This is a genomic window from Marmoricola sp. RAF53 (assembly GCF_052114005.1).
Classification (GTDB): Bacteria; Actinomycetota; Actinomycetes; order Propionibacteriales; family Nocardioidaceae; genus Marmoricola.
Map to the genome: position 1 here is coordinate 11,977 of NZ_JBFRDX010000005.1, position 24,114 is coordinate 36,090.

Here is a 24,114-nt window from a genome sequence, read left to right on the forward strand (position 1 = left end):
GGAGCAGTACCTCAGCCCCCGAGGATGACGCCGCCGTCGACGTACAGGGTCTGACCGGTGACGTACGCCGCGTCCTCGCTGCTGAGAAAGGCGATCACCCCGGCGACGTCATCGGGCTGTCCGACCCGGCGCAGCGGTGTCACCTCGGCATTGCTCTGGCGGAACTCCTCCACGCTCAGGCCGAGCCTGGCCGCCGTGGCATCGGTCATCTCCGTGGCGATGAAACCGGGAGCGACCGCATTGACGCAGACGCCGTACGGCCCCAGCTCGATGGCTAGGGTCCGGGTCATGCCCTGGATCCCCATCTTGGCTGCCGAGTAGTTCACCTGACCACGGGTTCCCAGCGCGCTGACGCTGGACAGGTTGACGATGCGTCCTGAGCGCTGACGGACGAAGTGGACCTGAGCTGCCTTGCTCATCAGGAACGCGCCCTTGAGGTGGACGTCGACCACCTGGTCCCACTCGTCCTCGGACATCCTGTGCACGAGGTTGTCCCGGGTGATCCCGGCGTTGTTGACGAGCACGTCCAGACCGCCGAGGACCTCGGCGGTTCTGTCGACCGCAGCCTGCACCGAGGCGCTGTCGGTCACGTCGGCCCCGATGCCGATCGCCCGTCCGCCCTGCGCGGCAACGAGGCTCGCCGCCGCATCCTCGGCGGCGTCGCCGTCGAGGTCGAGCAGTGCGACGGAGGCGCCTTCCGCGGCGAACCGCGACGCGGTCCCCCACCCGATCCCGCGGGCAGCGCCCGTCACGAGTACGACCTTGCCTTCGAACCTGTTCAACTTCCTTCTCCTGTCGTGGTCGGTGCTTGAGTCGGTGTTTGAGGTCGGGAGGGGCCCACGCGCCCCGGTCGCCGGACCAGGAGAGTCACGGGGCCCGCCACCGAGATCGCGAGTGCGACGACCAGCCATGCGCTGCTGGTCGTCAGGACCCCGGCCACCCCGCTCGGACCCACGTTCCCGAGGAGGAAGCCCCCGGTCCACACGAGGTTCAGGTAGGTCCACGACACCGCGGGGTCCAAGCCGGCGTTTGCATTTTCCGTGGTGATCGACGCGAACCCGGCTGTCATTCCGACCTGGACGAAGCAACCGAGGGCGATCACCAGTCCGACCAGCGCCACAGGTTCGGCGACGTAGGCGAGAAACACAGAGCACACCGCCGAGACGGCAGCGCCGACCGCGACGAGACGCCGCGGCCTGAACCGGTCGCTGAGTCGACCGACACCGACGGCGACCGCGGCCATCGCGAGCCCGCACAGGGAGAAGACGAGGGCGATGTTCGCGGTCCCGATCTCGTGGTCCAGCTCCACGACAGGCAGGGTCACGCGCGCACCCCCCGCGATCGAGATCGCGCCGAGCGTGATCATCATCGCCGCGCTGGTGCGCGGAGGCGGGCGCCACAGGCGCAGTCCCGTCGGCCGGCCGGGGACGACTTCCCCGTGAGCCCGGGGCCAGGACGACACCGCGGACGCCATGACCGCGCAGGTGCCGGCAAGCAGCGCGAAGACAGCTGGACGCCCCCACCCCACGGCGAGCCCGCCCACCAGCGGCCCTAGGAAGGTACCGACGAAGGCAGCGGCGAGAACGGCACCGACGGCAGAGCCGCGCCGCTCGGGTCGGACTGCCGACACCGCCGCCGCCATCGCGGCGGCCCAGGTCACGGCGGACCCGACGCCCTGGATGGTTCGCGCCAGGACCAGCACCGCGAAGGAGTCAGCCCACCCGACGGCTGCACCGCCCCCGCCGAGCAGGATGAGGCCGACAAGCGCCGCGTTGCGGAAGCCGAGGCGGGCCACCACCGCGCCGGCAGGGATGATCGCCAGCAGTATTCCGAAGAGGTACGCACCGGTGGCCTGGCCCAGCCGGGCCGAGCCCAGCGCAAGGTCTTCGTCGAGCGCCGGGAGCAGCGGCGTCAGGATGCTGAACTGCACAGCCTCGATCACGATCAGCAACCAGATCGTGGCCTGCTGGACCCGCGGCGACGTCACGCGAACCCCGCACGGAACGCCCCCGTCATCTCCCGGGCACCCACTCTGCCGGAACCACGAACCGCGTGGATCGGCCGTCGACGATCTGGTCCGCGACGATCTCGCCCAGGACCGGGCCCGTGTTCACGCCGATACCGCCGCCGCCCGCGGCGACGAAGACCCCCGGCGCCATCGGGTGCGCACCGATCACGAATTGCTCCGTCCGCGCATGCGGGTACAGACCCGACCACCCACCCACCAGGCCGAGGTCGAGGCTCGGCATCAGCTCGGCGAGCGCGGCCATCACCTGCTCGGCCCCGGACTGGGTGAAGCCCGTCTGCGCGGCCGAAGGGTCTGGCTCGATCGACCCGAGGATGTCGTTGGAGTGCATCCCGGCAACGAGCTGGTCGGCCCCTTCGTGACGGAAGTACACACCCGGGTGCTCCGCACCGACCACATAGTCCATGACCATGGGAAGGGGTGGACCCGCGTAGGAACGCGGAAGCTGGAACAGGTAGGCCTCGTGCCGTTCGTTCATCATCGGCACCGGCGCACCGAGCATGTCGCCCACCTGCTCCGCCCACGGGCCGGCCGCGTTCACCACCACGTCCGCCTCGACGGTCGATCCGTCTGCGGCAAGTGTCAGCACGAGCCGGCCGTCGTCACTGCGCTGCACCGAACCGACCTCGGCGTTGCTGCGGACGAGCCCGCCGGCGCTGCGGATCTTGGCCACCATCGACCCGCACAGCTCGGCACCGTCGAGGTAGCCGTCGAACGGGTGGTGGATCGCGCCGACGACGCCGCTGGTGTCGAGCGGGACCAGGGCACCCAGCTCCCCCGGAGTCAGCAACCGAGAGCCCTCGACGCCGGCCTTTGCCTGGTTCGCGAGGGCGCTCTCGAGCCCTGCCAGCGTCTTCTCGTCACGCGCGAGACGCACAAGTCCGATCCGGCGAAGCACCAGCCCCTGCGTCCGCTCGAGGTCCTCGAGGAGCTCGATCGCGCGGACCCGGAGGGCGATGTCGAACTCATGGTTGTACAGGCGGGTGAACACCCCCGCCGACAACCCCGAGGATCCACCGGCCGGGTGTCGCGCGTCGAGCACGACGACCTCGACCCCAGGGCGCTCGGTCAGCCTGCTGGCAACCCCGAGGCCCAACGTGCCTGCTCCGATGATTGCGATCTTCATCTCTGACTACCCTTCTCGCAGGCGCCCGCATGGGCGCTGATCACGCGCGTGCCGCCACGCAGCGCGTGTCGGCGATCGCGAACGTGGAGGACGGTCCTCCGTCAATGACCAAGTGCCTAACGCCCGGCTTCGCAGCCAGCTCGACGTCCAGACGGCCGCGTCGCCACCGGAACTCGAGCCCGCCGGAGGCATGACGGACGGTCTTGGCGCCCAACAGCCCGCCGAACAGCCGCTCCGACGCTTCGAGGTCGGTGGAGCCCAGGGCCGTGCTGACCAAGGTCGCGGTGCGCAGTGAGGCCCGGACGTGACCCGACCACCACGACCGGTCGGCCCCGAGGTGGTGGAAGGGCATCTCGCGGCCTCCCGGAAGGCCACCCCGTAGAACGCTCAGGTCGGGTGCTGGCACATCGGTCTGGCCGAGCTGGATGACCACGCCGTGGACGGCGTCAGGCAGCAGGAACGCCTCTTGCCAGCCGGGGTTCTGCACGTCGACCCCGACGGGGGACATCCCGAGCTCCCGAGCCCCACGGACAGCGAGCTGCAGGTCCGGAACAGTGAAGGTCAGGTGGTGCGGAGCCTGTCCGTGCCTGTCGACGAACCGGGACAGGAAGTCTCGCGGCCCGGTGCTCCGCGGTTCCATCAGCTCGAGCCCGTTGCCCGGGTCCGCGCGGTCGACCCGACACAGGACGTACCGGAAGTCAGGCATCGACTCGCCCATCACCGGCGTCGCCCCGAGCTCGTGCGTGACCCACTCCAGCCACCGGCCAGCATCGCGCGTCGCGAGCGAGGTGTGATCCAGCTCGACCTCAACGGACATGGTCTGCGGTCCTCGTCAGCCACCCGGGGTCCGCGACGAGGTCGCGGCACGTCGTCGCGTCCCGCCACTGCTCGCTGCGGAGAAGTGCGCGGTGGAACGGAAGCAACGTGCGCACACCCTCGATCTCGAACGCGTCGAGAGCGGCTGCCATCCGGTCGGTCGCCGTACCGCGGTCCGGCCCCCAGACGAGGACCTTGGCGATCATCGGGTCGTAGTACGGGAGCACCGCCGACCCTCGGACAACCCCTGAGTCGACCCGGACGTGCTCACCGACCGGCTCGACGTAGCTGCTGATGGTGCCGGGGCTCGGACGGAAGCTGCGCGCCGCGTCCTCGGCGTTCACCCGACACTCGATGGCGTGCCCGCGCAGGACCACGTCGTCCTGCTGCAGGGTCAGGGCTTCACCTGCCGCGATTCGCAGCTGCTGCTCGACGAGGTCGATGCCGGTCACTAGCTCGGTCACCCCATGCTCGACCTGGATGCGTGTGTTCATCTCCAGAAAGTGGAAGGCGCCGCCGGAGAGAAGGCCCTCCACTGTGCCGGCCGAGGTGTAACCAACCGCTCGTGCGGCCCGAACAGCGATCTCCCCGATCCGCATCCGGAGCTCGTCGTCGATCGTCGGCGCCGGGGCCTCCTCGACCAGCTTCTGGTGCCGCCGCTGGATCGTGCAGTCCCTCTCGAAGAGATGCACGGTGTTGCCGGCAGTGTCGGCGAGCACCTGGACCTCGATGTGCCGCGGGTCCTCGAGGTAGCTCTCGATGTACACGGTGCCGTTGCCGAAGAAGCGCTCACCTTCACCGCGAGCACCGTCCAGAGCCGCAGCCAGTTCTTCTTCGCTGGCGGCCACGCGGAATCCCTTGCCGCCTCCTGCGCCGGAAGCCTTGATCGCCACGGGGTAACCGAGGGCTGCCGCCGTCTCACGCGCTGAGTCGAGGTCCTCGACCGGTTCGAGTGCTCCCGGGACCACCGGAACACCGGCCGCGGACATCAGACGCCGAGCCGACACCTTGTCGCCCATGGCCTCGATCGCGGCCGGCGGCGGCCCGACGAAAACCACTCCCGCGTCGGCGCACGCGAGCGCGAATCCGGCGTTCTCGGAAAGAAGGCCGTACCCAGGATGGATCGCATCGGCGCCCGTGGTCACCGCAGCAGCGATGATGCGCTGGCCCAGCAGGTAGCTCTCCGCCACCGGGCCCTTTCCGATACATACCGCCTGGTCCGCCTGGACGACGTGCTCGGCTCCGGCCTCGGGTTCGGAGTAGACCGCGACGGACTCGATACCGAGGCGGCGCAGCGTTCTAAGCACCCGGATCGCGATTTCGCCCCGGTTCGCCACCAGGACGCGTCTGAACGGCGGCCCGCTCATGTCAGGGTCACCAGCGGGTCGCCCTCGGCGACCGCCCGGCCCACGACGACGTGAACCACACCCACCGCGCCGTCGCCGTCCGCTTCGACAGGCAATTCCATCTTCATCGCTTCGAGAACCACCACTGCCTGCCCGACGGTGACGACGTCGCCCGGACTCACCAGGACCTGCAGCACGACCCCGGAGCAGTCGGCCACCACCACGTTGCTCATGAGGCCCTCTGCACGATCATCGCCATCCCTTGCCCCCCTGCCGCGCAGAGGGTGATCAAGCCAAACTCCTTGTCGTGGAAGCGGAGCGAGTTCGCCATCGTGCTGAGGAGCCGCGTCCCGGTCGAGCCGAACGGATGCCCGATCGCAAGCGCCCCGCCATTGACGTTCAGCCGCTCCATGTCGATGCCGAGCTCACGCTGGCAAGGGAGCACCATCGCCGCGAACGCCTCGTTGATCTCGACGAGGTCAATGTCCTCGACCTTCATCGATGCGTGCGCGAGGGCTCGGCGGGTGGCCTCCACCGGACCCATTCCCATGACCTCGGGCGAGAGCGCGGAGAGTCCGGTGGAGACGATGCGCACCAGCGGGGGGATCTTCAGGCGGGCAGCCTCGTCCGCGCTCAGCACCACGGCCGCGGAAGCTCCGTCGTTCAGCGGGCAGCTGGTCCCGGCTGTCACGCGACCGTCCTCGCGGAAGGCCGGACCGAGCCTGGCCAGCGTCGCCAGGTCCGTGCTCGGTCGCGCACTCTCGTCGCGATCCAGGACGCTGCCGTCGGCCAGGAGGTAGGGATCGATGTCCTGGGCCCAGAAGCCCGATGCGATCGCCGCACTCGTCAACTGCTGGGACCGGACCGCGAACTCGTCCATGTCCTGGCGGCTCACGTCGTGAAGCTGGGCGACGTTCTCCGCAGTCTGCCCCATCTCGATGTAGACGTCCGGCAGCTCACCGTCCTCCCGCGGATCGACCCAGGGAGCCGAGCCCGGCCGCTTGCGCGCCTCCGACCGCCGGCGCGCACGGTCGAAGAGGGGATGCATCGTGTCCGGGATCCCATCGGCGTCGCTGTGCACATAGCTGCTGGTCGACTCAACGCCGCCGACGATGAAGGCGTCGCCCTCGCCTGCACGGATGGCGTGCAGTGCCATCCGGACCGACTGCACGCTCGACGCGCAGTAGCGGTTGATGGTGAGTCCCGGAACCGTGTCGAGGCCGATCCGGACGGCGACGACCCGCGCGATGTTGAAGCCCTGGGTTCCCGCCGGCGATCCGCAGCCCAGGACCAGGTCGTCGAAGGAGTCCGGCGACAGCTCCGGGACTTTGGCCAGCACGTGCCGGACCGACTGGGACACGAGGTCATCGGGACGTTCGTCCTTCAGCGCTCCCTTGAACGCTCGGCCCATCGGCGTGCGGCTGACGGCGACGACAACCGCGTCCCTCACGACTGAGCCTCGAACTCTTCGATGCGGCGCAGTTCTGCTTCCGTCAGCGGTCGGGACACTCGTTTGACCGGGTCCCAGAACACGATCGTCGCCTCGCACCGGGCGATCACCGTGCCCGCAGGGTTGGCCACCGACTCCGTCAGGGCCAGGCTCGTGGTGCCGACCCGGGAGACTTCGGTGGTGACCTCGAGCCAGCGGTCCACACGGGTCACCTCAGCGAGGTAGGTGATGTCGAGGCGTGCCACGACGTGGCTCTCTCCCGCCTCGGGCGCAACGTGCGCCGCGATCCAGGCACAGCGCGCCTCGTCCAGGAGCTCGACCGTGGTCGCGTGGTAAAGGTGACCAAGAGCGTCGAGGTCGCGCCATCGGAGGCTGACCCGGATCACGCCCGGTCCGGACTGGGTAACGGCCATCGTTGTTCTCCTTGGGATTCAGGGGGCGTCGGTTGTGACGCCTGGACCGACGAGGAGCACGTCCACACCTCGCTGCACGCAGGTCTCCGCCTGGTTGACGATCTCGACGGCCAGCTCGACGACGCCGTGCCCCGGCAGCGACCTCGAGGTGCGCAACGCGCCCACCGTCATGCGTTGCCGGATCGTGTCTCCTGGGTACACGGGCGCAACCATGTCGCGGCGGACGCTGAGGTACGCCTGGATGTCCCAGACATCGACCTCCGCGCAGCGCAGGCCACTTCCGATCGACGTCGTGAGCAGGCCGTGGGCGATGCACCGCCCGAACTCGGTGTGCTCAGCCACCCACACCTCGTCTACGTGCAGCGGGTTGAAGTCGCCCGTGAGGCCGGCGAAGGACACGATGTCAGCCGTGGTGACGGTCCGCGCTGCGGACACGAAAACGTCGCTCTCGCGCAGCTGACCGAATCCCGTGCTCATCAGCGCACGCTCCACTTGCGCCCGAACTTCTCGGTCGGCCGACTCGTCTGATGCGCGACTCGTAGCAGGCGCCCCAGGTACCGTCGAGTGTCGCGAGGATCGATCATCTCGTCTAGACCGAACCGCTCGACGGTCCTCCAGGGCGATGCCTGCTCCTCGTAACGACGGATGATCTCGGCTCGTTTCGCAGCCGGATCGGGCGCTGCCTCGATCTCCGCACGATGGGCCGCCTCGATCCCTCCACCGAGGGGGAGGTCGCCCCAGCTTCCGCTGGGCCATGCCAGCCGAACGCTGCGCTTGTTGGCACTTCCGGTCGCGAGCGCGGCAAGACCGTAGGAGCGACGCACCTGAACGGTGTAGACGGGCACCTCGACGTCCTGGATCGCTTGTACCGAGCGCGCACCCGCGCGCAGCACCCCAGACCGTTCGGCGTCCGGTCCGATGTTGAAGCCCGGTACATCGACCAGGTACACGATCGGGATGTGGAAGATGTCGCACATCTCGGTGAACCGCGTCTGCTTCTCGGCCGACTCTGCGGTCATCGCACCAGCGACGTAGCGGCAGTCCGTCGCCAGCAGGCCGACAACGTACCCGTCGATGCGAGCGAGCCCCGTGCGCAACGACGTGCCGAACTCGGGCGCGACCTCGAAGTAGGTGCCCTCGTCGGCCACCGCGTCGATCAGTGCGTGGGCGTCGTAGGCCTGGCGTCCGTTCGGCGAGACCGTGTCGAGCAGCGCATCGGCGTTCGGCTCGATCACCGAGCTCGGGTCAGCGCGCTCGGGCAGCTCCTTGACGTTCAACGGAAGGTAGGACAGGAACCTCCGGACCTGGTCCAGCGCGTCCTTGTCGTCGACGCTCACGTTGGCGATCAGTCCCGACGTCCTGGCGTGCACCTCTGCGCCACCGAGCTCAAGCTTGTCGATGGTCAACCCCAACGCCTGCTTGACCAGCGGTGGCCCTCCGGCGAACAGGCAGCCGTGATCCCGGGTCATCACCGAGAAGTGCGAGATCACCGCCCGCGCCGCCGAGCTGCCGGCCGCAGGCCCGAGGACGGCCGTCACGACCGGGACGCGCCCGAGGAGCTCGAAGACCGGGAAGGTCGACTTCGCGGACACCAGCTCGGGGTAGCCCTTCGCCTCCTGGATGTTCACACTGCCGCCGACGCCGTGCAGGAGCAGGACGAGGGGAATCTCGTAGCCGTAGGCGAGTTCCTCGATGAAGCCGCCCCACGAGCCCTTGTAGCGGGCCAGGTGCACCCCGACTCCGCCACCTTCGACGGTGAAGTCCTCCGCGCCCACGGCCACCGGGCGGCCGTCGATCTCGGCGAGGCCGCAGATCATCGTCGACGGAAGCTGGCCGTCGGCCGAAGGGGTCGTGACGAACGTGCCGAACTCCAGGAAGGTCCCCGCGTCGACGAGTGCTTCAATGCGCTCCCTAGCGGTGAGTCGGCCGGCGGCGTGCTCGCGCTTGATCCGGACCTCGCCTCCGCCCTGGTACGCCGCGGCCCTGCGGGTCTCGAGGTCCTCGAGAAGGGCGTCCCACTGACCGTCACGCGTGCTCATGCGCCACCTCCAGGCTCCCGGCGACCAGGGCCGCCAGCGCCGGCTTCTCCACCTTGGCAGCCGGGTTGCGGGGCAGGTCGTCGAGAAAGACGACGTGCTTGGGCTTCTTGTAGGACGCGAGGCGCTCCTTGACGAAGGCGATGACGTCTTGGGCGGTGATCGCCGTGTCGTTGACCACCACGCACGCGCAGACCGCTTCTCCTGCTTCCTCGTCGGGCACGCCGATCACCGCAGCGTCCACGATCCCGGCGTGCTCGAGGAGAACGTTCTCGATCTCGGCTGGATAGACGTTCTGCCCCTTCGAGATCACCATGTCCTTGGAGCGACCCTCGATGAAGAGGTAACCCTCCTCGTCGACCCGCGCGAGGTCGCCCATCTTCAGCCACGGGCCGTCGAACGTCTCCGCGTTGAGCGCGGGCGCGTTCCAGTAGCCCGGCGTGACCGCAGGTCCGGCGGTCCAGACGTCCCCGATCGTGCCGGCCGGCACCCGCTGACCGTTGGCGTCGCGGATCTCGAACACCTGCCCCCCGAACGCACGCCCGACAGTTCCGGGACGACGTTCGATCTCCTCGTCCATCACGATGGAGACGACCCCGGATTCCGTGGAGCCGTAAGCGGCCGCCAGGAAGATGTGTGACCAACGACCACGGAAGCGCGCCAACGTCGAGGGCGGACAGTTCTCCCCGCCGGTGAGCACGAACCTCATCGAGGCCAGGTCGATCCGCTGGTCGCGGTCGTGCTCCAGCAGCGGCTCCATCATCGACGGGTAGATGACTGCATGGGTCACCTTCCAGTCGTCGATCACCGACGCCAGTCGCTCGGGCGTCCAGCCTCGGCTGGGCATGATGCTGACCGTCCCCCCGACCAGGAAGGTGGGAATGCTCTGCTCGTTCATCGCCGCCGTGTTGTACATCGGACCGGTCAGCAGCGTCGTGCTGTCAGCGTCGAGGTTGCGGTAGAACGTCGCCTGCTGGTAGGCGAACCACAAGATGCTGGAGTGGGCCATCTGGACGCCCTTCGGCCTGCCGGTCGTGCCCGAGGTGTACAGCAGCATCTGGACGTCGGTAGTTGCCGGTTCGAACGTGGCGTCGGTCTCGGACATCGCCTCGTACGCGGGGCCGCTGACCTCGGCGCCGACTTCGACGAGCGCGACGTCCAGTTGGCTCATCGCGACCGCTTCGGCCGCCACCGGTGCGAGCTCCGCCTCGGTGAAGAGAACCTTGGGCCGACAGTCGTCGAGGATCAGCCCGACCTCGCGGGCGGACAGACGGAACCCGATCGGAACCAGGGTGAGTCCGGCGTAGGCGCACGCGAAGTAGAGCTCGAACGTCTCGCCCCGGTTGAAGAACTGCGTCGCGACCCGGTCCCCGGGCTCCAACCCGAGCTGACGCAGGCCTGAGGCCAGACCGAGGCTCCGGGACCGGAGTTCGGCGTAGGTGCGCGTCTGGTTTCCCCACCGCAGCGCGGTGCTGCCGGAATCGACGTGGCCCGGCAGCGACTCGAGGCCGAGGATCCAGGACACCGAGGGTGCCGTGGACGCGGGGCTGACTCCACTGCTCATCTGACTCTCCTCGCACGGGGCGGCGACCGCAAGGCGCCGAATCATGTATGACCCTTTGTTTTATACTGAACGTTCGATATATCTAAGTCAAGGATTTCTTCCAGATTCTTCGGCAGCCGAGACTGAGTCAGTTCGATCGTTCGAGATAAATTCGCTTCATCACGCTCGTGACATGAGGAGAAACAGTGCCGAAGATCGTCGACCACGACATGCGCCGCGCCGAGTTAGCTGATGTCGTCCTAGACCTGATCGCCGAGTCCGGCATCAAGGCGGTCACCACGCGCGCGGTCGCCGAGCGGGCCGGGTGGTCCACCGGCGTGGTCAGCCACTACTTCGGGTCGCACCACGGCCTCCTGCTCGCGGCGCTTCGTCGCGCTGCCGAGGTGCAGGGCCGGATGTTCCGAGAAGCGCGCGCAGCCTCCGGCGACCAAGAACCGATGGCGCGGCTGAAGACGTTGTTCCGTAGCGCCCTCCCCCTGACCGAGCGACGTCTCGCGATGTGCAGGGTGTTCCTGGTCTTCTACGCCGAGGCCGGCGTCGCCCCGGAAGCCAAGGAGGAGATCAGCGACTACCTGGCAGCGTGGCGCCGCATGGTGCTGCGGCTCGTCGCAGAGGCGCAGCAGCTCGGCGACATCGACGCGACCCTTGACCCGCACCGGATCGCCACGGAGCTGGTCGCACTCGCCGACGGGTTCGCGATCCATGCGAGCCTGGATCCGACGATCCTCGAACCCTTCACCTCGAACGGGTCGTTCGAGCTGACGCTGGTCGACGGTCGCTGGCGCATCACGTCCTGACGCGCTGCTCAGTCCACCGTCACCCATGCCTCGGCGTCCAGCTCGACGAGCATGGCCGGGTCCACGAGGCGAGCTTCGACCATGGTGAGTGCCACCTCCCCGCTCTCGAAGAACTCACCGTGGGCGCGGCCGGCCTCCGGCCAGTCGCCTATGGCGCGGAGGAAGACCCGGGTTCGTACGACGTGCTCGGGCCCGGCACCCACCGACGCGAGGCTGCGCCGGACCTTCTCGAGAGCGGCTCGTGTCTGGGCGTAGGCTCCGCCGGGCACGGCCTCGCCGTCGTGGTCCCTGGCTCCCCCCACCCCGGAGACCGCGACCAGCGGACCCCGTCGTACGACGGGCTTGAACCCCATCACCGCATTCCAGTCGGCTGCTTCTGCCATCTCAGGTTCCTCCTCGCAAGAACGGCGGGCGCCGGTCATCGAACGGCCAGCTCGTGGAGCCGCCGCAGTCCGGGGTCCAGCCGCCGGAGCGGCCGCACTGCCTTGACCATGCGCACCGCCGTGCCGGGGTATCCGTCCGGAGGAAGGTGCAGGGTTGCACGACTCTCCAGGCCGTCGGCGCCGGTGACCCGGACGTCAGTGCCCTCGGGCAGCTCGCCGTCCAGTCCACGCGTGCTCGCCCACTCCACGTGCACCCGCTCGACGCCATCGACGAGGCCGACCACCGAGTGCACGAAGCCCACGACGCCGCCCGCGTTGACCTCGACGGGACCGACGGTCGTGGCCGATTCGGTGAGGACCGGCTCACTGGATCGGCGCACCTCGTCCACCGGAACGCCGACACCGTGCACCAACGACCAGAACGCTTCTTCCACATACACCGCCAGGGCCCCGCCGAACGGCTCGCGCAGCTCGCCGATCCCGAGCTCGTCGCGGAGCACGCGGGCCGACCACGGTGGGATGTTGCTGACATGGCGGGTGTAGACCGACACCGGGTCGGGCGCCGAGGTCGCGATGACTGCAGGGAAGTAGTCGAGGCGGAAGCCGGGCACGAGCCCGGTGCCGAGGATCCGGGCACCGCCTGCCCGTGCACGGGCGTCCAGATCGGCCACGAGCGCGTCCCCTCCGGTCCCGACGAACATGTTGATCGAGGTGACGACGTCAACCCCGGCAGCGCTACAGGCGCCGAGGACCTCGTGCATCGACCCGCTGTGTCCGCCGTAGAGGACGACGTCGACTGCCTCCAGTGCAGCGTTCAGGTCGTCGGTGACCGCGACGCCGTTGGGCTGCTCGGCGACGAGTTCGCCGAGGTCCCGACCCGCCTTCTGCGAATCGGTGGTGACAGCGGTGACGACCTTCAGTCCCGAAGAAGGTGCGTACCGGGCCAGCAGACCGGCGAGCTTGCCGGTGCCGAAGACCGCGACGCGAACCGGAGCCTCGTCCGACCCGGATCCAGAGACGAGTGCCGCGGTCATGCGCGCTCTCCTGCGCCGACCAGAACACCGTGTGCCGGCTGCCAGCAGACGAGCAGGTCGTCACCGTCAGCCACGTTCGACTCGTCGGTGACCTGGCTGTCCACCAGGACGACACGCTCGCGTCCGGGGACCTGCACGTGGACCCGTCGCCGGCTCCCCATGTAGATGACCTGCGCCACCCGCCCGCGGATCACGTTGGCGGCGTTCCCGGGCGCCCCGTCCTCGGGCCGCCGCAGGTGCATGCACTCAGGTCGCACCATCAGCGCCACCTGCCCGCGCTCGTCCACGGTCTGCTCCCCCAACTGCAGGTCGTATCCGTCGCTCGACAGCGTCGCGTTGGAGCCGTTCCTCATGAGCGGACCCTCGAAGAGGTTCGAGTCGCCTAGAAACTCGGCGACGAAGCGGCTCGATGGCTGCTGGTAGAGATCCTCCGCGGTCCCGACCTGCTCGATCCCGCCGTCGCGGAAGACGGCGATCCGGTCTGACATCATCAACGCCTCGTCCTGATCGTGGGTGACGAAAACGAGCGTCACGCCTACCTCCTTGTGGATTCGCATGATCTCGAGCTGAAGTCCTTCGCGAAGTCGCTTGTCGAGCGCCCCGAGCGGCTCGTCCAGCAGGAGCACCTCCGGCTGATATACCAGCGCGCGAGCCAGCGCCACGCGCTGCTGCTGGCCTCCGGACAGCTGCCGCGGGTAGCGCCCACCGAGGTGGCCGAGCCCGACCAGCTCCAGCACCTCCGCGACCGCCCGCGTGATCTTGTCCCGGCTCCACTTCCGCTGCTTGAGCGGGAACGCGACGTTGGCGTTCACGGTCATGTGCGGAAACAGCGCGTAGTTCTGGAACACCATGCCGATGTTGCGCTTGTGGGGCGGGAGCGCAGAGACCGGGTGTCCGGCGATCGTGATCCCACCTTGGTCAGGAGTGACGAACCCGGCGATGCTGTTCAGGGTCGTCGTCTTGCCCGAGCCGCTCGGGCCCAGGAGCGTCATGAACTCCCCGGGTGCGATGTCGAGCGAGACGTTGTTCAACGCAACGGAGTCGCCGTACCGCTTGGTCAGACCGGTGAGCGTCACCGAGGCGCCGTGGCTTGGGTTCGTCATGATGTAGGACTCCTTCGGGCTGCCAGCACGCCGACGACGGCCAGGAGCGAGGTGGTGATGGCGATCAAGAGGGTGGCGGCAGCTGCGCCGGTCGGATCGATCTCGGCGGTGACGCTCTGGTAGAGCTGGACGGGCAGCGTTCGGTTGATCGGCCCGGACAGGAAGAGCGAGACGATCGACTCGTCGAAGGAGGTCAGGAACGCGAACAGCGCTCCGACCAACATGCCGGGGGCGATCAGCGGCAGCGTGATGCTGCGCAGGGTGCGGAACGGTGTCGCGCCGAGAATCGCCGCCGCCTGCTCGAGCTGGCGGTCCAGCGTCGCCAGCGACGCAAGCACGGTCACGATCACGAACGGCGTCGCCATGATGGTGTGCGCGACGACGAAGCCGAAGAAGGTCTCGGAGAGGTGCCACTTCAGGAAGACGTAGTAGATCCCGATCGCGACGATGACCCCGGGAATGATCATCGGCGCCATCAGCAGCGCCTGGACAGCACCGCGCCAGCGGCCGGTGCCGCGGACGAGACCGAGCGCTGCGGCGGTGCCCAGCAAGGTGGCGAGCACGGTGACCGTTCCAGCGACTCTGAGCGACAGCATCGCGGAGTCGAACCACGCCGGGTCGGTGAAAAAGTTCTCGTACCAGCGGGTAGAGAATCCCGCCGGTGGGAAGGTGTAGGACTGCTGGGAGCTGAAGCTGAGTGGGATCACCACGAGAGTCGGGGCGATCAGCAGGACACCCACGGCGACGCAGAATGCCACCAGCACAGGGCGTCGGGTACGCAGGCCACTAGCCACGGTCTTTCCCTTCCTCCAGGGCCCGCGTGTAGCGCGCGGCCAGTCGGGAGCCGAGCCCCAGCAGGACCAAGGTGACGAGCAGGAGCACGAACGCAAGTGCGCCGCCGCGGCCGAGCGCGAACAGCCGGGTCACCTGCTCCACGATCTGCTGCGAGACCAGGCTGTTCTGCGGCGAGCCCAGCAGTGCCGGGGTGAAGTAGAACCCAAGGCTGAGGATGAACACGATCGTCGACCCGGCGAGCATGCCGGGAACGGCGAGGGGCAGGTACACCTTCACGAACGCGCGCCGGGGAGGAGCTCCGAGGCTGTGCGCCGCGAGGAGCAGGGATCGGTCGATACGCGCCAGACCCGTGTACAGCGGGAGGATCATGAACGGCAGCAGGACCTGCGTAGAGCCCAGCAGGACAGCTGTCGTGGTCCCGAGGAGACGGTCCGGCGCGATCCCGAGCCGGTCGAGCCCCCTCATCAGCGGTCCACCGTCCTGCAGCAGCACGACCCAGGAGTAGGTCCGAACGACCATGCTCGTCCAGAACGGCATCAGCACGACCGCGACCATCACCAGCCTCCATCTCGCGGATACGACGGTCATCAGGTAGGCGTACGGAAAACCGATCAGCAGGCAGACGCCGGTGACACCGAGCGCCACCAGCAGGGTTCGCTCGAAGATGAGCCGCTGGACGCTGCTGCCGAAGAGCCACCGAAAGTTGTCGAGCCCGGACTCCCCGGGCAGTGTGAAGTCGGTGACGCTCCTGACGAACATGGCCGCAACCGGGTAGCCGAAGAAGACCCCGGCGAACAGCAGGGCAGGAATGACGAGAAAAACCCAGCGGTTGACCCGCCCGCCCCGCCGGGCGGGGAGCTGCTGCTCCCCGCCCGACAGGACGGTCGCGATCGCCGGCGCTTCGGTGGACACGGTGGTAGCCCTCAGCCTGCCGTGATCTCGGTCCACTTGGCGAACGCCTCGTCCGAGTTCTCCGCCCACCACTTGGCGTCGTAGTAGACCGGAGTGCCCATCTCGGCCTCGTGGCCACCGGGCAGGTACTTGGCGAACGTCTTCGAGACCTCGGGCTTGGAGTCCGGCGTCGTCGGGGAGTACGGGACCTCCTCGGTGAAGGCGGCTTGCGCCTCGGGAGTGGCGACGAAGTTCAGGAACTCGCTCTGCGCCTTCGGGAACTTCGAGCCCTTGACCGCGTACAGGTTGTCCCAGACGAAGTATGGCGTGTCCCAGATCATGTCAATGTCTGCTCCTGCCTTCTCGGCGAGAGCGGCACGACCGAGGTAGCACAAGCACATGGCAAAGTCGGCTGATTCGAGCAGCTGATTCTGCTGTGCGAGCGTGCCTTGGAGGGTCAGCTTGTTGCCGAGCCGGTCGATGATCCTGCCGGCACGTGCGTAGTCGATCGGGTAAATCTTGTCGGCCGGCACGCCGTCTGCGGCGAGCAGCGGCTCGTAGCCGCCGATTGCGTAATTGAAGATCGCGCGCTGGCCCGGGAACTTCTCGAGATCCAGGAAGTCGGCGAGCTTGGTCGGCGGGTTGTCCCCGAAGCGCTTCTTGTTGTACACGAGCGCGATCGGTGCGTTGAAGATCGGAACGCCGCAGTCGTCGGTGACGAACTTGGGGTCCACTGCGCTGATGTCGACGTCGGCGCCGCGCTTCTCGAACAACGTGCCGCAGCCGGCGCCGCCGGTGGCGGCATCGAGATCGATGAGGTCCCAGGTCGTCCGACCGGCATCGACCATTGCCTTCACCTTGACCGGGTCGCTCGGCCCATCCGTGGTGAACTTGGCTCCCGTCTCCTTCGAGAACGGGTCGAGCCACGCCTTCTTCGCGCCGTCCAGGCTGGTGCCGCCGTAGTTGACGAAGACCAGCTTGGCGCCGTCGACGGCAGAGCTGCTGCTCGAACCTCCGTCGTCCCCATTTCCACACGCCGTCAGGCCCAGCGCACTCACGCTGAGCACCACGGCGACGATCCTCTTCCGAGTCATGCCTCTTTCACACCTCTCTGGTTGGTGGCCCGAACCGCCTGCAACGGGCGCTGGCCCCGGATGCCGCTGTGTTTGCTGACGTGACGCAACTCTCAGCGTTGGACGGGTCGCCCATCAATCAGCCGCCGACCCAAACCAGTGGCAGTGTGTTGGGTCAACATCCAAATAGAAGCGGCCACCCCCCGGCACGGCCGAACCGAGAGATCCAACGAACGCAGCGAGTTTCTGCGCGGGCTCGGATCAGCGACCACTGAGAATCCCGTGTGCCGACACTGCGAACCAGAGTTCGGCCCTGTCTCCGACCGAGTTCAGGTCGAGACCGGTGAGCTCTTCGACCCGCTTGAGCCGGTAAGCGAGCGTGTGCTTGTGGACGTGCAGCCTGTCGGCCGCCACCTGAAGGCGACCCTCGACCTCGAAGTAGGTCCGCAGGGACTCCAAAAGCTGGCCTCCGCGCGCGGCGTCGTACTCGAGAAGGGTGCCCAGCGTGTTGGTCACCAGTTGGCGGAGCACCGCAGGGTCGGAGGGCAGCCACCGCGTCCAGGTCCGGTCGCCTCCGACGAAGCTTCGGAGTTCGCTCCCCGGTTCACGCCGGCCGTACTCCAACGCCCAACCGGCTTCCTGGAGCGCCACGGAGGCATCGACGAGAGACCCGCGGGAGTCGCTGACGCCCGCGATGATCGGAAGGCGTGTCGTGATGTCCTGCAGCACCGGAACGTCTGCCGCAGCTAGGGCGATCACGCTGCGTTCGTCCTCGGTCAGGACGAGGTGGCTGACCCGCGCGTCCATGAGCTGGTGGTGGACCTCGGAGTCCACCTGGAGCGTCAGGCTCGCGCTGCCGGCCGCCTTCACCACGGCGATGACCAGGCCTTGCGCGAAGTTGGTCCCCCAGCCGTCCTTGATGTCCCCGGCCCGCTGGGAGGGGTGCACGCCGTGGAGGTACCGGCCGAGCAGCTCGGCTCCCTTGCGTCGTGCCGCCTCCCGCCTGCTGTACAGAGTGCCGACATCGAGACGGGCGACCGTCTCGATCGAGCGGAAGGCGCCGAGGCCCGCCGCGGGCTTGTCGTCCTGCTCCTGGGCGACGAGGAAGCCGGCGAGCCGCTGCCCGACCCGGAGCCCGCAGGCGTAGCCGTTGGTGATCGCTAGCGACGTCCAGCGCTTGTTTTCGCGGGCAGTGCCCAGCATCGGCTCGATCAGGTTCTCCGGGAGGTCCGGCATTCCCTTGAGCAACGCGCGGCCGTCACTGCTGACGACGTACAAGCGGTACCCGGTGATCTTCTCGATCTGCCGAAACCGGGTTCTCGGCGTGACGTCCTCCTGCGCGGGCGCCAGAGTCTCGAAGATCTGCAGCGCCGTCACCAGGGACTTCTGAACATAGGCGCCGTTCGCCGCCGCCACGAACTTGACGATCGGCAGGTGCCCTGTCTCTCGCGGCACCTGGATCAGCGGGAACCCGAGCCTGTCCGCAGCAGCGACGAGCTCGGGGGAGATCGGTGGAGACCTAACTCCGACAGCGAGCCCTGCCACCGACTTGTCATCGAGCCGTTGCACGAACTCGACCTGCTGGTCCGGCTCCGGCGGGAGGTGCCCGCCGGTGATGATCACCAGCTCGTGGCCGTCGACCCACTGGCTCGGATCGGGGACGTCGAAGACATGTGCCCAGGTCAGCGGCCGGTCGAGTCCAGCCGCGCCCGCGACGACGGACAATCCCCATGACTTCACGGCCACGACGTCACCCACGGTCACCCTGGACGGCGTCGCGACACTCATGACCTCACCTCACGACCGGCAGTTGCTCTGGCCGCAGACAGTACTCCGGCGTCGCACCCGAACGAGTGATCCGATGACCAACGCCCGACTCGGCGACGGCACCAAAGGTCCAAGAGATCGACGCCGACCACCATTGTCCCCGGGCTCAAATGAACGGCCATTCTCCGTGTCAACACCCAATCCTGAGCGCGTTGACACTCCCCGGCGTCGCTAGCGATTCTTCCGGTAATGCCACTGAGACCGCCTCGCCGGCGGCCCGATCGAGGAAGTCCCGTGATTGACCTGACGCCCACCGAAGACCAACTGTCGTTCCAGCGCACCGCACGCGAGTTCCTCGCGGATCGGGTGATCCCGTTCCGGGCCGAGTGGGACCGCCGGGAGAGCGTGGACGTCGGCATCGTGAAAGAGCTGGGCGAAATGGGCTTCCTGGGGATGACCGTGCCTGAGCGCCTGGGCGGCACCGAGTGCGACTACCAGACCTACGCCATGGCGATGGAAGAGCTCGGCTGGGCTGACTCTGCTGTCCGGGGCATCGTGTCGGTCTCGCTCGGCCTCGTGACAAAATCAATCCTGGCCTACGGCTCCGTCGCCCAGCAGGAGGAGTGGATTCCTCAGCTCGCCGACGGCTCGATCCTCGGATGCTTCGGGCTGACAGAGCCGGGCACCGGTTCGGACGCGGGAAGCCTGATCGCTCGGGCGGAGCGGCACGGCTCCGACTACGTCATCAGCGGCACCAAGACCTTCATCACCAACGGCACGTGGGCCGAGGTGTGCCTGATGTTCGCGCGCACCGGAATGCCCGGGCCTCGCGGGGTGTCAGCATTTTTGGTACCCCTCAACACCCCGGGGGTGACCCGTCACGAGGTGAAGGGGAAGCTCGGGCTCCGCGGTCAGGCCACCGCCGAACTCACCTTCGACTCGGTCCGGGTACCGGCGACCGCACTCCTCGGCGAGGAGGGCCACGGGTTCGCGGTCGCGATGTCCGCTCTCGACCGGGGCCGGGTCTCGATTGCCGCGAGCTGCGTCGGCATCATCCGCGCCTGCGTCGAGCAAGCCGTCGAGTACAGCCAGCAGCGGCAGCAGTTCGGCCGTCCATTGGCGTCCTTCCAGCTCGTCCAGCAGCTAATCGCAGGGATGGCGGTGGACGCCGAGGCGGCGCGCGGCCTGGTCCGCCTCGCAACCGACCTGATGTCGCGTGGCGAGAGCTTCGGCACGCAGGCCTCGATGGCGAAGTACTTCGCGAGCGAGGCGGCGGTCCGGGCGTCCAACGACGCTATCCAGGTCTACGGCGGATACGGATTCGTCGACGAGTTCCCGGTGCAGAAGCTCATGCGCGATGCCCGGGTGATGACGCTGTACGAAGGCACCTCTCAGATCCAGCAGCTCCTCATCGGACGGGCACTCACCGGAGTGAACGCCTTCATCTGACCTGGAATAGAGCATCATGTTTGCATCGAAAAATCTTGCCGCGCTCGCGGAGCACTCACTCGCCCGGCTGGGCGACCACGAAGCGTTGTTCTACGACGGAGCGACGTACCGTGCTGGCGAGCTGCTGGAGACCTCGCACCGCCTGGCCGCGAGCATGCAACGCCTGGGCGTTCAGGCGGGCGACCGCGTCCTCGTGGTGTTGGAGAACCGGCCAGAGATACGCCTCACCTACCTCGCCTGCTGGAGGCTCGGCGCGGTGCCGACTCCCCTCAGCATCATCAGCGTCCGACGCGACCTGATCAGGGCAATCAAGCTGACCGCGCCCACGCTGGTCGTGACCGAGCAGTCGGCGCTGGCGAACGTCCGGGATAGTCTCGACGAGGCTGGTGGGCGGGCGCGAGTCGTCCTCGTCGAACCCGACAACGCGACCGAGGACGTCGTCACGTTCGAGGAGATGGCGTCGGGAGAGCTCGCTGATCTGCCGTACGCCGATGACTCTGCTCTCGCCGCGCTCCTCCTGACCGGTGGAACCACTGGTCGTTCCAAGGGTGTGCGCCTGACCCACGCGAACTTGTGGACTGCTGGCCGGAGCCGGGCAGAGATCTGGGCAGACACGCCCTCGGGTACGACCGTCATGCCCCTGCCGTTGACACACATCTTCGGCCTCCTGGTCACCGTTGCCGACCTGCACTGGGCGACGCCCCGGCGCCAGGTGCTGATGCGCAGGTTCGACGAGCGCACCTGCTTGTCCCTCGTCGAAGAGCTCCGCGCTCAGGAAGCCTGCCTCGTACCGGCCGCGATCGAGACGCTGCTGAACCAGCCGCTCCACGAGTTCGACCTGTCGTCCTTGACCCACGTCGTCTGCGGGTCTGCACCTTTGCGCCACAGCACCTACGAACGGTTCACCGAGTTGCTACCCGGCGTGGAGCTCCGGATGGGCTACGGACTCAGCGAGGCGGCGGGCCTGGTCTCCGGAACCCGGCGCGGTGAGGCGGTACCAGGGTCGGTCGGCAAGCCCGCGCCCGACTGCGAGGTCAGGATCGCGAGCAACGACGGCGAGGAGATGCCTGCGGGCGAGACGGGCGAGATCGTCTGCCGCTCGCCGTTCGTCATGGCGGGCTACCTCGAAGACAGCACGCAGGTTGACGACGCGGTCGTGGACGGCTGGCTCCACACCGGAGACCTCGGGCACCTCGACGAGAACGGCAACCTCTTCATCGACGGCCGGTCCAAGGACCTAATCATCCGCAACGGGTTCAACGTGTTCCCGGCCGAGGTCGAGTACGCACTGATGGAGCACCCCAGCATCGACCAGGCCGTGGTGGTAGGGCGGCCCGATCCGCAACGCGGCGAGGAGGTCGTCGCCTTCGTGACGCTCTCCGGCGGCGCAACCGTCGACCCGCGCGATCTCGTCTCGTTCGCACGAGCGAGCATCGGCGCCTATAAGTACCCCCGCGAGATCCACATCGTCGGCACGATCCCACAGACCAGACTTGGCAAGGTCGACCGGATCGCACTCCGCGAAGCCTTGTGATGGGCCGACCCGGCTGGCGGGCGACGTTGCAGTTGAGCGCCCCTGCGACCGGGCGAGGCTGTGGCACTGACGTCGAGGGCATCAACTTTCTGCGCCACCAGATCTACGTCCACCGCCGAGTTCACAAGGCCGGCACGGGCGTCGTCGAGATCCTTCTGCCGAAGTACGGCTCCGAGCGGGACGTCCCCCTCACGGACGAACTGTTGGGATCCTGCCGCAATACATCGACCTCGGACGCCGGGGCGAGTGGCCGTTCGCGGGCGGGGAGGACGACCCACCGCACCAGAACACAGTCGGCTACTGGTGGCGCAAGACACTTCGCGCCACCGGCCGGGACGGCATCCAGCTCCACGACCTGAGGCACTGATACGCGTCGGGATCAATCGCTGTCGGCTGCGATTTCGTAACGGTTCAGCGAGCCCTGGGGCACGCCAAAGCGGTCACGACTCTAGAGACGTACAGCCACTTGTGGCCCGCGGCCGAGGACAAGACCCGGAAGGCCGCCGCCACCCTCGCGCAGGAAGTCCTCGCTCCTGGCGGGGGCAAGACGGGGAGGGGTCAATTAGGCCTCTGACCTGCAAGTTTACACGTTGAAGCGGAACTCCACCACGTCCCCATCGGCCATCACGTAGTCCTTGCCCTCCATCCGGACCTTGCCGGCGGCCTTGGCGTCGTTCATCGTGCCGGCCGCCATCAGGTCGTCGAAGGAGACGATCTCGGCCTTGATGAAGCCCTTCTGGAAGTCGGTGTGGATCACACCGGCGGCCTCGGGGGCGGTGGCGCCCTTCTTGATCGTCCAGGCGCGCGTCTCCTTCGGCCCGGCGGTCAGGTAGGTCTGCAGGCCGAGGGTGTCGAAGCCGACCCGGGCGAGCACGTCGAGGCCGGGCTCGTCGACGCCCATCTCGGCGAGCATCGCGCGCGCCTCCTCGTCGTCGCCGAGCTCGACAAGCTCGGACTCGAACTTGGCGTCGAGGAAGATCGCCTCGGCGGGCGCGACGATCGCGCGCATCTCGTCCTTGAGCGCCTCGTCGGAGAGCTCGTCGGCGTCGCAGTTGAAGACGTAGATGTACGGCTTGGCGGTGAGCAGGCTCAGCTCGCGGACGAGGTCGCGGTCGATGCTGGTCGCGATGATCGGCGTCCCGGCCTCGAGGGCGGCGAGGGCGGCCTTGGCGGCGTCGAGCACCGGGCCGAGCTCCTTCTTGCCGCGGACCTCCTTCTCCAGCCGCGGGATCGCCTTCTCCACCGTCTGAAGGTCGGCCAGGATCATCTCGGTCTGGATGGTGCCGATGTCGGAGGCCGGGTCGACCTTGCCGTCGACGTGGGTGACGTCCTCGTCGCGGAAGACGCGGGTCACCTGGCAGATCGCGGCGGCCTCGCGGATGTGGGACAGGAACTTGTTGCCCAGGCCCTCGCCCTGCGACGCGCCCGCGACGATGCCGGCGATGTCGACGAACTCGACGGTCGCGGGCAGCACCTTCGCCGAACCGAAGACCTCGGCGAGCCGGCCGAGCCGCTCGTCCGGGACGGCGACGACGCCGACGTTCGGCTCGATGGTCGCGAACGGGTAGTTCGCGGCGAGCACGTTGTTCTTGGTCAGGGCGTTGAAGAGGGTCGACTTGCCCGCGTTGGGGAGTCCGACGATGCCGATAGTGAGAGCCACGTGGCGGGATTCTACGGTGGATCCTTCCGCTGACCGAACCGTCGGAGGACCATGGCTGCATGGAGACGATCGGTCGGCGCTTCGCCGAGGCCATCGCGGCCAAGGACCGGGCGGCCCTCGCCGACCTGCTCAGTCCCGACGTGGACGTCAAGGCCCTCACCCCGCGGCGCTCCTGGGAGGCCGGCAGCCCGGAGGAGTTCGCCGAGATCGCGTTCGGGACCTGGTTCGACGACGGCGACCGGATCGACGGGGTCGAGGTCGGCGAGGGCCCGGTGGTCGAGGACACGGCGCACGTCTCGTACCGGTTGGCGATCACGAACTCCGACGGCCCGCACACGGTCGAGCAGCAGGCGTACTACCGGACCGACGGCGACCGGATCAGCTACCTGCGGGTGCTCTGCTCCGGCTTCAGGCCGGTGGACTCCCCGCACTGAGCAGCGCGGCCCGGTGCCGCCACGACCAGCTCAGCAGGGTCACGGAGAAGAACAGCGTCAGCGCGACGATCGCCGCTTCGAACGCGCCTCCGCCACCCTTCGTGAAGATGTCGTTCTCGACGTCGTACAGGAAATCCATCCCGAACAGGTAGAGCCCGGCGCTGCCGGCGCAGATCAGCCAGAACAGCGCGCTCGGCATCCGGCGGCGCAGGGTCACCAGCGCGACCACGCACGCGACGCCGAGCCACAGGTCGGCGAGCGGGAAAGCGTTCTCGAACTCGTAGTACGCGCGGCTGTGCTCGCTGGCGATCCAGTCCCGGTTCGTGAACCAGATCGTCCAGTAGGTCACGTCCAGCACGATCGCCACGACGAGCATGGCCTCGATGCCGCGCTGGTTCCGGATCGGCGTCATGCGCC

The 24,114-nt window shown here is 67.9% G+C and carries 24 protein-coding genes; 4 read left to right on the forward strand and 20 right to left on the reverse strand.

Annotation, left to right across the window (positions count from 1 at the left end):
- Positions 1-11: 11 nt before the first annotated feature.
- The 11 genes from AB4Y76_RS05430 to AB4Y76_RS05480 form a co-directional block, all read right to left on the reverse strand.
- A complete protein-coding gene (locus AB4Y76_RS05430) occupies positions 12-782 on the reverse strand; it encodes an SDR family oxidoreductase (RefSeq protein WP_441922927.1) in 771 nt (256 codons plus the stop codon).
- On the reverse strand, positions 779-1,951 hold the full coding sequence (locus AB4Y76_RS05435; protein WP_441922929.1) for an MFS transporter: 1,173 nt from the start codon (positions 1,949-1,951) through the stop codon (positions 779-781). Before AB4Y76_RS05435 ends, AB4Y76_RS05430 begins: the two co-directional genes overlap by 4 nt.
- Before the next feature lie 61 nt (positions 1,952-2,012).
- Positions 2,013-3,152 carry an NAD(P)/FAD-dependent oxidoreductase gene (locus AB4Y76_RS05440; protein WP_441922931.1) on the reverse strand — a complete coding sequence of 380 codons (1,140 nt, stop codon included), beginning with the start codon at positions 3,150-3,152 and terminating at the stop codon, positions 2,013-2,015.
- Between the two features lie 40 nt (positions 3,153-3,192).
- The gene (locus AB4Y76_RS05445) at positions 3,193-3,969 is read right to left on the reverse strand and encodes a VOC family protein (protein ID WP_441922933.1); all 777 of its coding nucleotides are present in this window, start codon (positions 3,967-3,969) and stop codon (positions 3,193-3,195) included.
- Positions 3,959-5,335 carry an acetyl-CoA carboxylase biotin carboxylase subunit gene (locus AB4Y76_RS05450; protein WP_441922935.1) on the reverse strand — a complete coding sequence of 459 codons (1,377 nt, stop codon included), beginning with the start codon at positions 5,333-5,335 and terminating at the stop codon, positions 3,959-3,961. The genes AB4Y76_RS05445 and AB4Y76_RS05450 overlap by 11 nt, the downstream gene beginning before the upstream one ends.
- The gene (locus AB4Y76_RS05455) at positions 5,332-5,547 is read right to left on the reverse strand and encodes a biotin/lipoyl-containing protein (protein WP_441922937.1); all 216 of its coding nucleotides are present in this window, start codon (positions 5,545-5,547) and stop codon (positions 5,332-5,334) included. Before AB4Y76_RS05455 ends, AB4Y76_RS05450 begins: the two co-directional genes overlap by 4 nt.
- Entirely contained in the window at positions 5,544-6,764 is a 1,221-nt protein-coding gene (locus AB4Y76_RS05460; protein ID WP_441922939.1) for an acetyl-CoA C-acetyltransferase, read from the reverse strand. The genes AB4Y76_RS05455 and AB4Y76_RS05460 overlap by 4 nt, the downstream gene beginning before the upstream one ends.
- A complete protein-coding gene (locus AB4Y76_RS05465) occupies positions 6,761-7,177 on the reverse strand; it encodes an acyl-CoA thioesterase (RefSeq protein WP_441922941.1) in 417 nt (138 codons plus the stop codon). Before AB4Y76_RS05465 ends, AB4Y76_RS05460 begins: the two co-directional genes overlap by 4 nt.
- Positions 7,178-7,195: 18 nt before the next feature.
- Positions 7,196-7,654 carry a MaoC/PaaZ C-terminal domain-containing protein gene (locus tag AB4Y76_RS05470; RefSeq protein WP_441922943.1) on the reverse strand — a complete coding sequence of 153 codons (459 nt, stop codon included), beginning with the start codon at positions 7,652-7,654 and terminating at the stop codon, positions 7,196-7,198.
- The gene (locus AB4Y76_RS05475) at positions 7,654-9,216 is read right to left on the reverse strand and encodes an acyl-CoA carboxylase subunit beta (RefSeq protein ID WP_441922945.1); all 1,563 of its coding nucleotides are present in this window, start codon (positions 9,214-9,216) and stop codon (positions 7,654-7,656) included. The genes AB4Y76_RS05470 and AB4Y76_RS05475 overlap by 1 nt, the downstream gene beginning before the upstream one ends.
- Entirely contained in the window at positions 9,203-10,777 is a 1,575-nt protein-coding gene (locus AB4Y76_RS05480) for a class I adenylate-forming enzyme family protein (protein ID WP_441922947.1), read from the reverse strand. Before AB4Y76_RS05480 ends, AB4Y76_RS05475 begins: the two co-directional genes overlap by 14 nt.
- A gap of 185 nt (positions 10,778-10,962) precedes the next feature.
- Between AB4Y76_RS05480 and AB4Y76_RS05485 the strand changes: the two genes are divergently transcribed.
- Complete coding sequence (locus AB4Y76_RS05485) at positions 10,963-11,574, forward strand: TetR/AcrR family transcriptional regulator (RefSeq protein ID WP_441922949.1); 612 nt, start codon at positions 10,963-10,965, stop codon at positions 11,572-11,574.
- 8 nt (positions 11,575-11,582) lie between these two features.
- Here AB4Y76_RS05485 and AB4Y76_RS05490 read toward each other — a convergent pair whose 3' ends face one another.
- From AB4Y76_RS05490 to AB4Y76_RS05520, 7 genes are all read right to left on the reverse strand, one after another.
- Positions 11,583-11,957: a Rid family hydrolase gene (locus AB4Y76_RS05490; RefSeq protein ID WP_441922951.1), complete on the reverse strand. Its 375-nt coding sequence runs from the start codon at positions 11,955-11,957 to the stop codon at positions 11,583-11,585.
- A 35-nt stretch (positions 11,958-11,992) separates the two neighbouring features.
- Positions 11,993-12,991: a hypothetical protein gene (locus AB4Y76_RS05495; protein ID WP_441922953.1), complete on the reverse strand. Its 999-nt coding sequence runs from the start codon at positions 12,989-12,991 to the stop codon at positions 11,993-11,995.
- On the reverse strand, positions 12,988-14,094 hold the full coding sequence (locus AB4Y76_RS05500; protein ID WP_441922955.1) for an ABC transporter ATP-binding protein: 1,107 nt from the start codon (positions 14,092-14,094) through the stop codon (positions 12,988-12,990). The genes AB4Y76_RS05495 and AB4Y76_RS05500 overlap by 4 nt, the downstream gene beginning before the upstream one ends.
- Positions 14,091-14,852 carry an ABC transporter permease gene (locus AB4Y76_RS05505; protein ID WP_441922957.1) on the reverse strand — a complete coding sequence of 254 codons (762 nt, stop codon included), beginning with the start codon at positions 14,850-14,852 and terminating at the stop codon, positions 14,091-14,093. The genes AB4Y76_RS05500 and AB4Y76_RS05505 overlap by 4 nt, the downstream gene beginning before the upstream one ends.
- Before the next feature lie 28 nt (positions 14,853-14,880).
- The gene (locus AB4Y76_RS05510) at positions 14,881-15,870 is read right to left on the reverse strand and encodes an ABC transporter permease (protein ID WP_441922959.1); all 990 of its coding nucleotides are present in this window, start codon (positions 15,868-15,870) and stop codon (positions 14,881-14,883) included.
- Complete coding sequence (locus AB4Y76_RS05515; protein ID WP_441922961.1) at positions 15,813-16,874, reverse strand: extracellular solute-binding protein; 1,062 nt, start codon at positions 16,872-16,874, stop codon at positions 15,813-15,815. The genes AB4Y76_RS05510 and AB4Y76_RS05515 overlap by 58 nt, the downstream gene beginning before the upstream one ends.
- 240 nt (positions 16,875-17,114) lie before the next feature.
- Entirely contained in the window at positions 17,115-18,641 is a 1,527-nt protein-coding gene (locus tag AB4Y76_RS05520; protein WP_441922963.1) for a PucR family transcriptional regulator, read from the reverse strand.
- A gap of 273 nt (positions 18,642-18,914) precedes the next feature.
- On the opposite strand from AB4Y76_RS05520, the gene AB4Y76_RS05525 reads away from it, so the two are divergent.
- Both AB4Y76_RS05525 and AB4Y76_RS05530 read left to right on the forward strand, forming a co-directional pair.
- Entirely contained in the window at positions 18,915-20,069 is a 1,155-nt protein-coding gene (locus AB4Y76_RS05525; RefSeq protein WP_441922965.1) for an acyl-CoA dehydrogenase family protein, read from the forward strand.
- A 16-nt stretch (positions 20,070-20,085) separates the two neighbouring features.
- On the forward strand, positions 20,086-21,603 hold the full coding sequence (locus AB4Y76_RS05530) for a class I adenylate-forming enzyme family protein (RefSeq protein ID WP_441922967.1): 1,518 nt from the start codon (positions 20,086-20,088) through the stop codon (positions 21,601-21,603).
- 583 nt (positions 21,604-22,186) lie between these two features.
- Here the strand turns inward: AB4Y76_RS05530 and ychF are convergent.
- A complete protein-coding gene (ychF, locus tag AB4Y76_RS05535) occupies positions 22,187-23,263 on the reverse strand; it encodes a redox-regulated ATPase YchF (RefSeq protein ID WP_441922969.1) in 1,077 nt (358 codons plus the stop codon).
- Positions 23,264-23,322: 59 nt separating this feature from the next.
- Between ychF and AB4Y76_RS05540 the strand changes: the two genes are divergently transcribed.
- Positions 23,323-23,697, forward strand: coding sequence for a hypothetical protein (locus tag AB4Y76_RS05540; RefSeq protein WP_441922971.1), 375 nt, complete (start codon positions 23,323-23,325; stop codon positions 23,695-23,697).
- Here the strand turns inward: AB4Y76_RS05540 and AB4Y76_RS05545 are convergent.
- On the reverse strand, positions 23,672-24,109 hold the full coding sequence (locus AB4Y76_RS05545) for a hypothetical protein (protein WP_441922973.1): 438 nt from the start codon (positions 24,107-24,109) through the stop codon (positions 23,672-23,674). The two genes, AB4Y76_RS05540 and AB4Y76_RS05545, sit on opposite strands and share 26 nt — an antisense overlap.
- Positions 24,110-24,114: the final 5 nt, after the last annotated feature.

Excerpts from the sequence above, each read along its gene's own strand:
- AB4Y76_RS05545 (WP_441922973.1), bottom strand. The coding sequence starts at position 24,109 with ATGACGCCGATCCGGAACCAGCGCGGCATCGAGGCCATGCTCGTCGTG.
- AB4Y76_RS05445 (WP_441922933.1), bottom strand. The coding sequence starts at position 3,969 with ATGTCCGTTGAGGTCGAGCTGGATCACACCTCGCTCGCGACGCGCGAT.
- AB4Y76_RS05515 (WP_441922961.1), bottom strand. The coding sequence starts at position 16,874 with ATGACTCGGAAGAGGATCGTCGCCGTGGTGCTCAGCGTGAGTGCGCTG.
- AB4Y76_RS05450 (WP_441922935.1), bottom strand. The coding sequence starts at position 5,335 with ATGAGCGGGCCGCCGTTCAGACGCGTCCTGGTGGCGAACCGGGGCGAA.
- AB4Y76_RS05480 (WP_441922947.1), bottom strand. The coding sequence starts at position 10,777 with ATGAGCAGTGGAGTCAGCCCCGCGTCCACGGCACCCTCGGTGTCCTGG.
- AB4Y76_RS05470 (WP_441922943.1), bottom strand. The coding sequence starts at position 7,654 with ATGAGCACGGGATTCGGTCAGCTGCGCGAGAGCGACGTTTTCGTGTCC.
- AB4Y76_RS05440 (WP_441922931.1), bottom strand. The coding sequence starts at position 3,152 with ATGAAGATCGCAATCATCGGAGCAGGCACGTTGGGCCTCGGGGTTGCC.
- AB4Y76_RS05465 (WP_441922941.1), bottom strand. The coding sequence starts at position 7,177 with ATGGCCGTTACCCAGTCCGGACCGGGCGTGATCCGGGTCAGCCTCCGA.
- AB4Y76_RS05490 (WP_441922951.1), bottom strand. The coding sequence starts at position 11,957 with ATGGCAGAAGCAGCCGACTGGAATGCGGTGATGGGGTTCAAGCCCGTC.
- AB4Y76_RS05520 (WP_441922963.1), bottom strand. The coding sequence starts at position 18,641 with ATGAGTGTCGCGACGCCGTCCAGGGTGACCGTGGGTGACGTCGTGGCC.
- AB4Y76_RS05540 (WP_441922971.1), top strand. The coding sequence starts at position 23,323 with ATGGAGACGATCGGTCGGCGCTTCGCCGAGGCCATCGCGGCCAAGGAC.
- AB4Y76_RS05455 (WP_441922937.1), bottom strand. The coding sequence starts at position 5,547 with ATGAGCAACGTGGTGGTGGCCGACTGCTCCGGGGTCGTGCTGCAGGTC.
- AB4Y76_RS05475 (WP_441922945.1), bottom strand. The coding sequence starts at position 9,216 with ATGAGCACGCGTGACGGTCAGTGGGACGCCCTTCTCGAGGACCTCGAG.
- AB4Y76_RS05530 (WP_441922967.1), top strand. The coding sequence starts at position 20,086 with ATGTTTGCATCGAAAAATCTTGCCGCGCTCGCGGAGCACTCACTCGCC.
- AB4Y76_RS05495 (WP_441922953.1), bottom strand. The coding sequence starts at position 12,991 with ATGACCGCGGCACTCGTCTCTGGATCCGGGTCGGACGAGGCTCCGGTT.
- AB4Y76_RS05500 (WP_441922955.1), bottom strand. The coding sequence starts at position 14,094 with ATGACGAACCCAAGCCACGGCGCCTCGGTGACGCTCACCGGTCTGACC.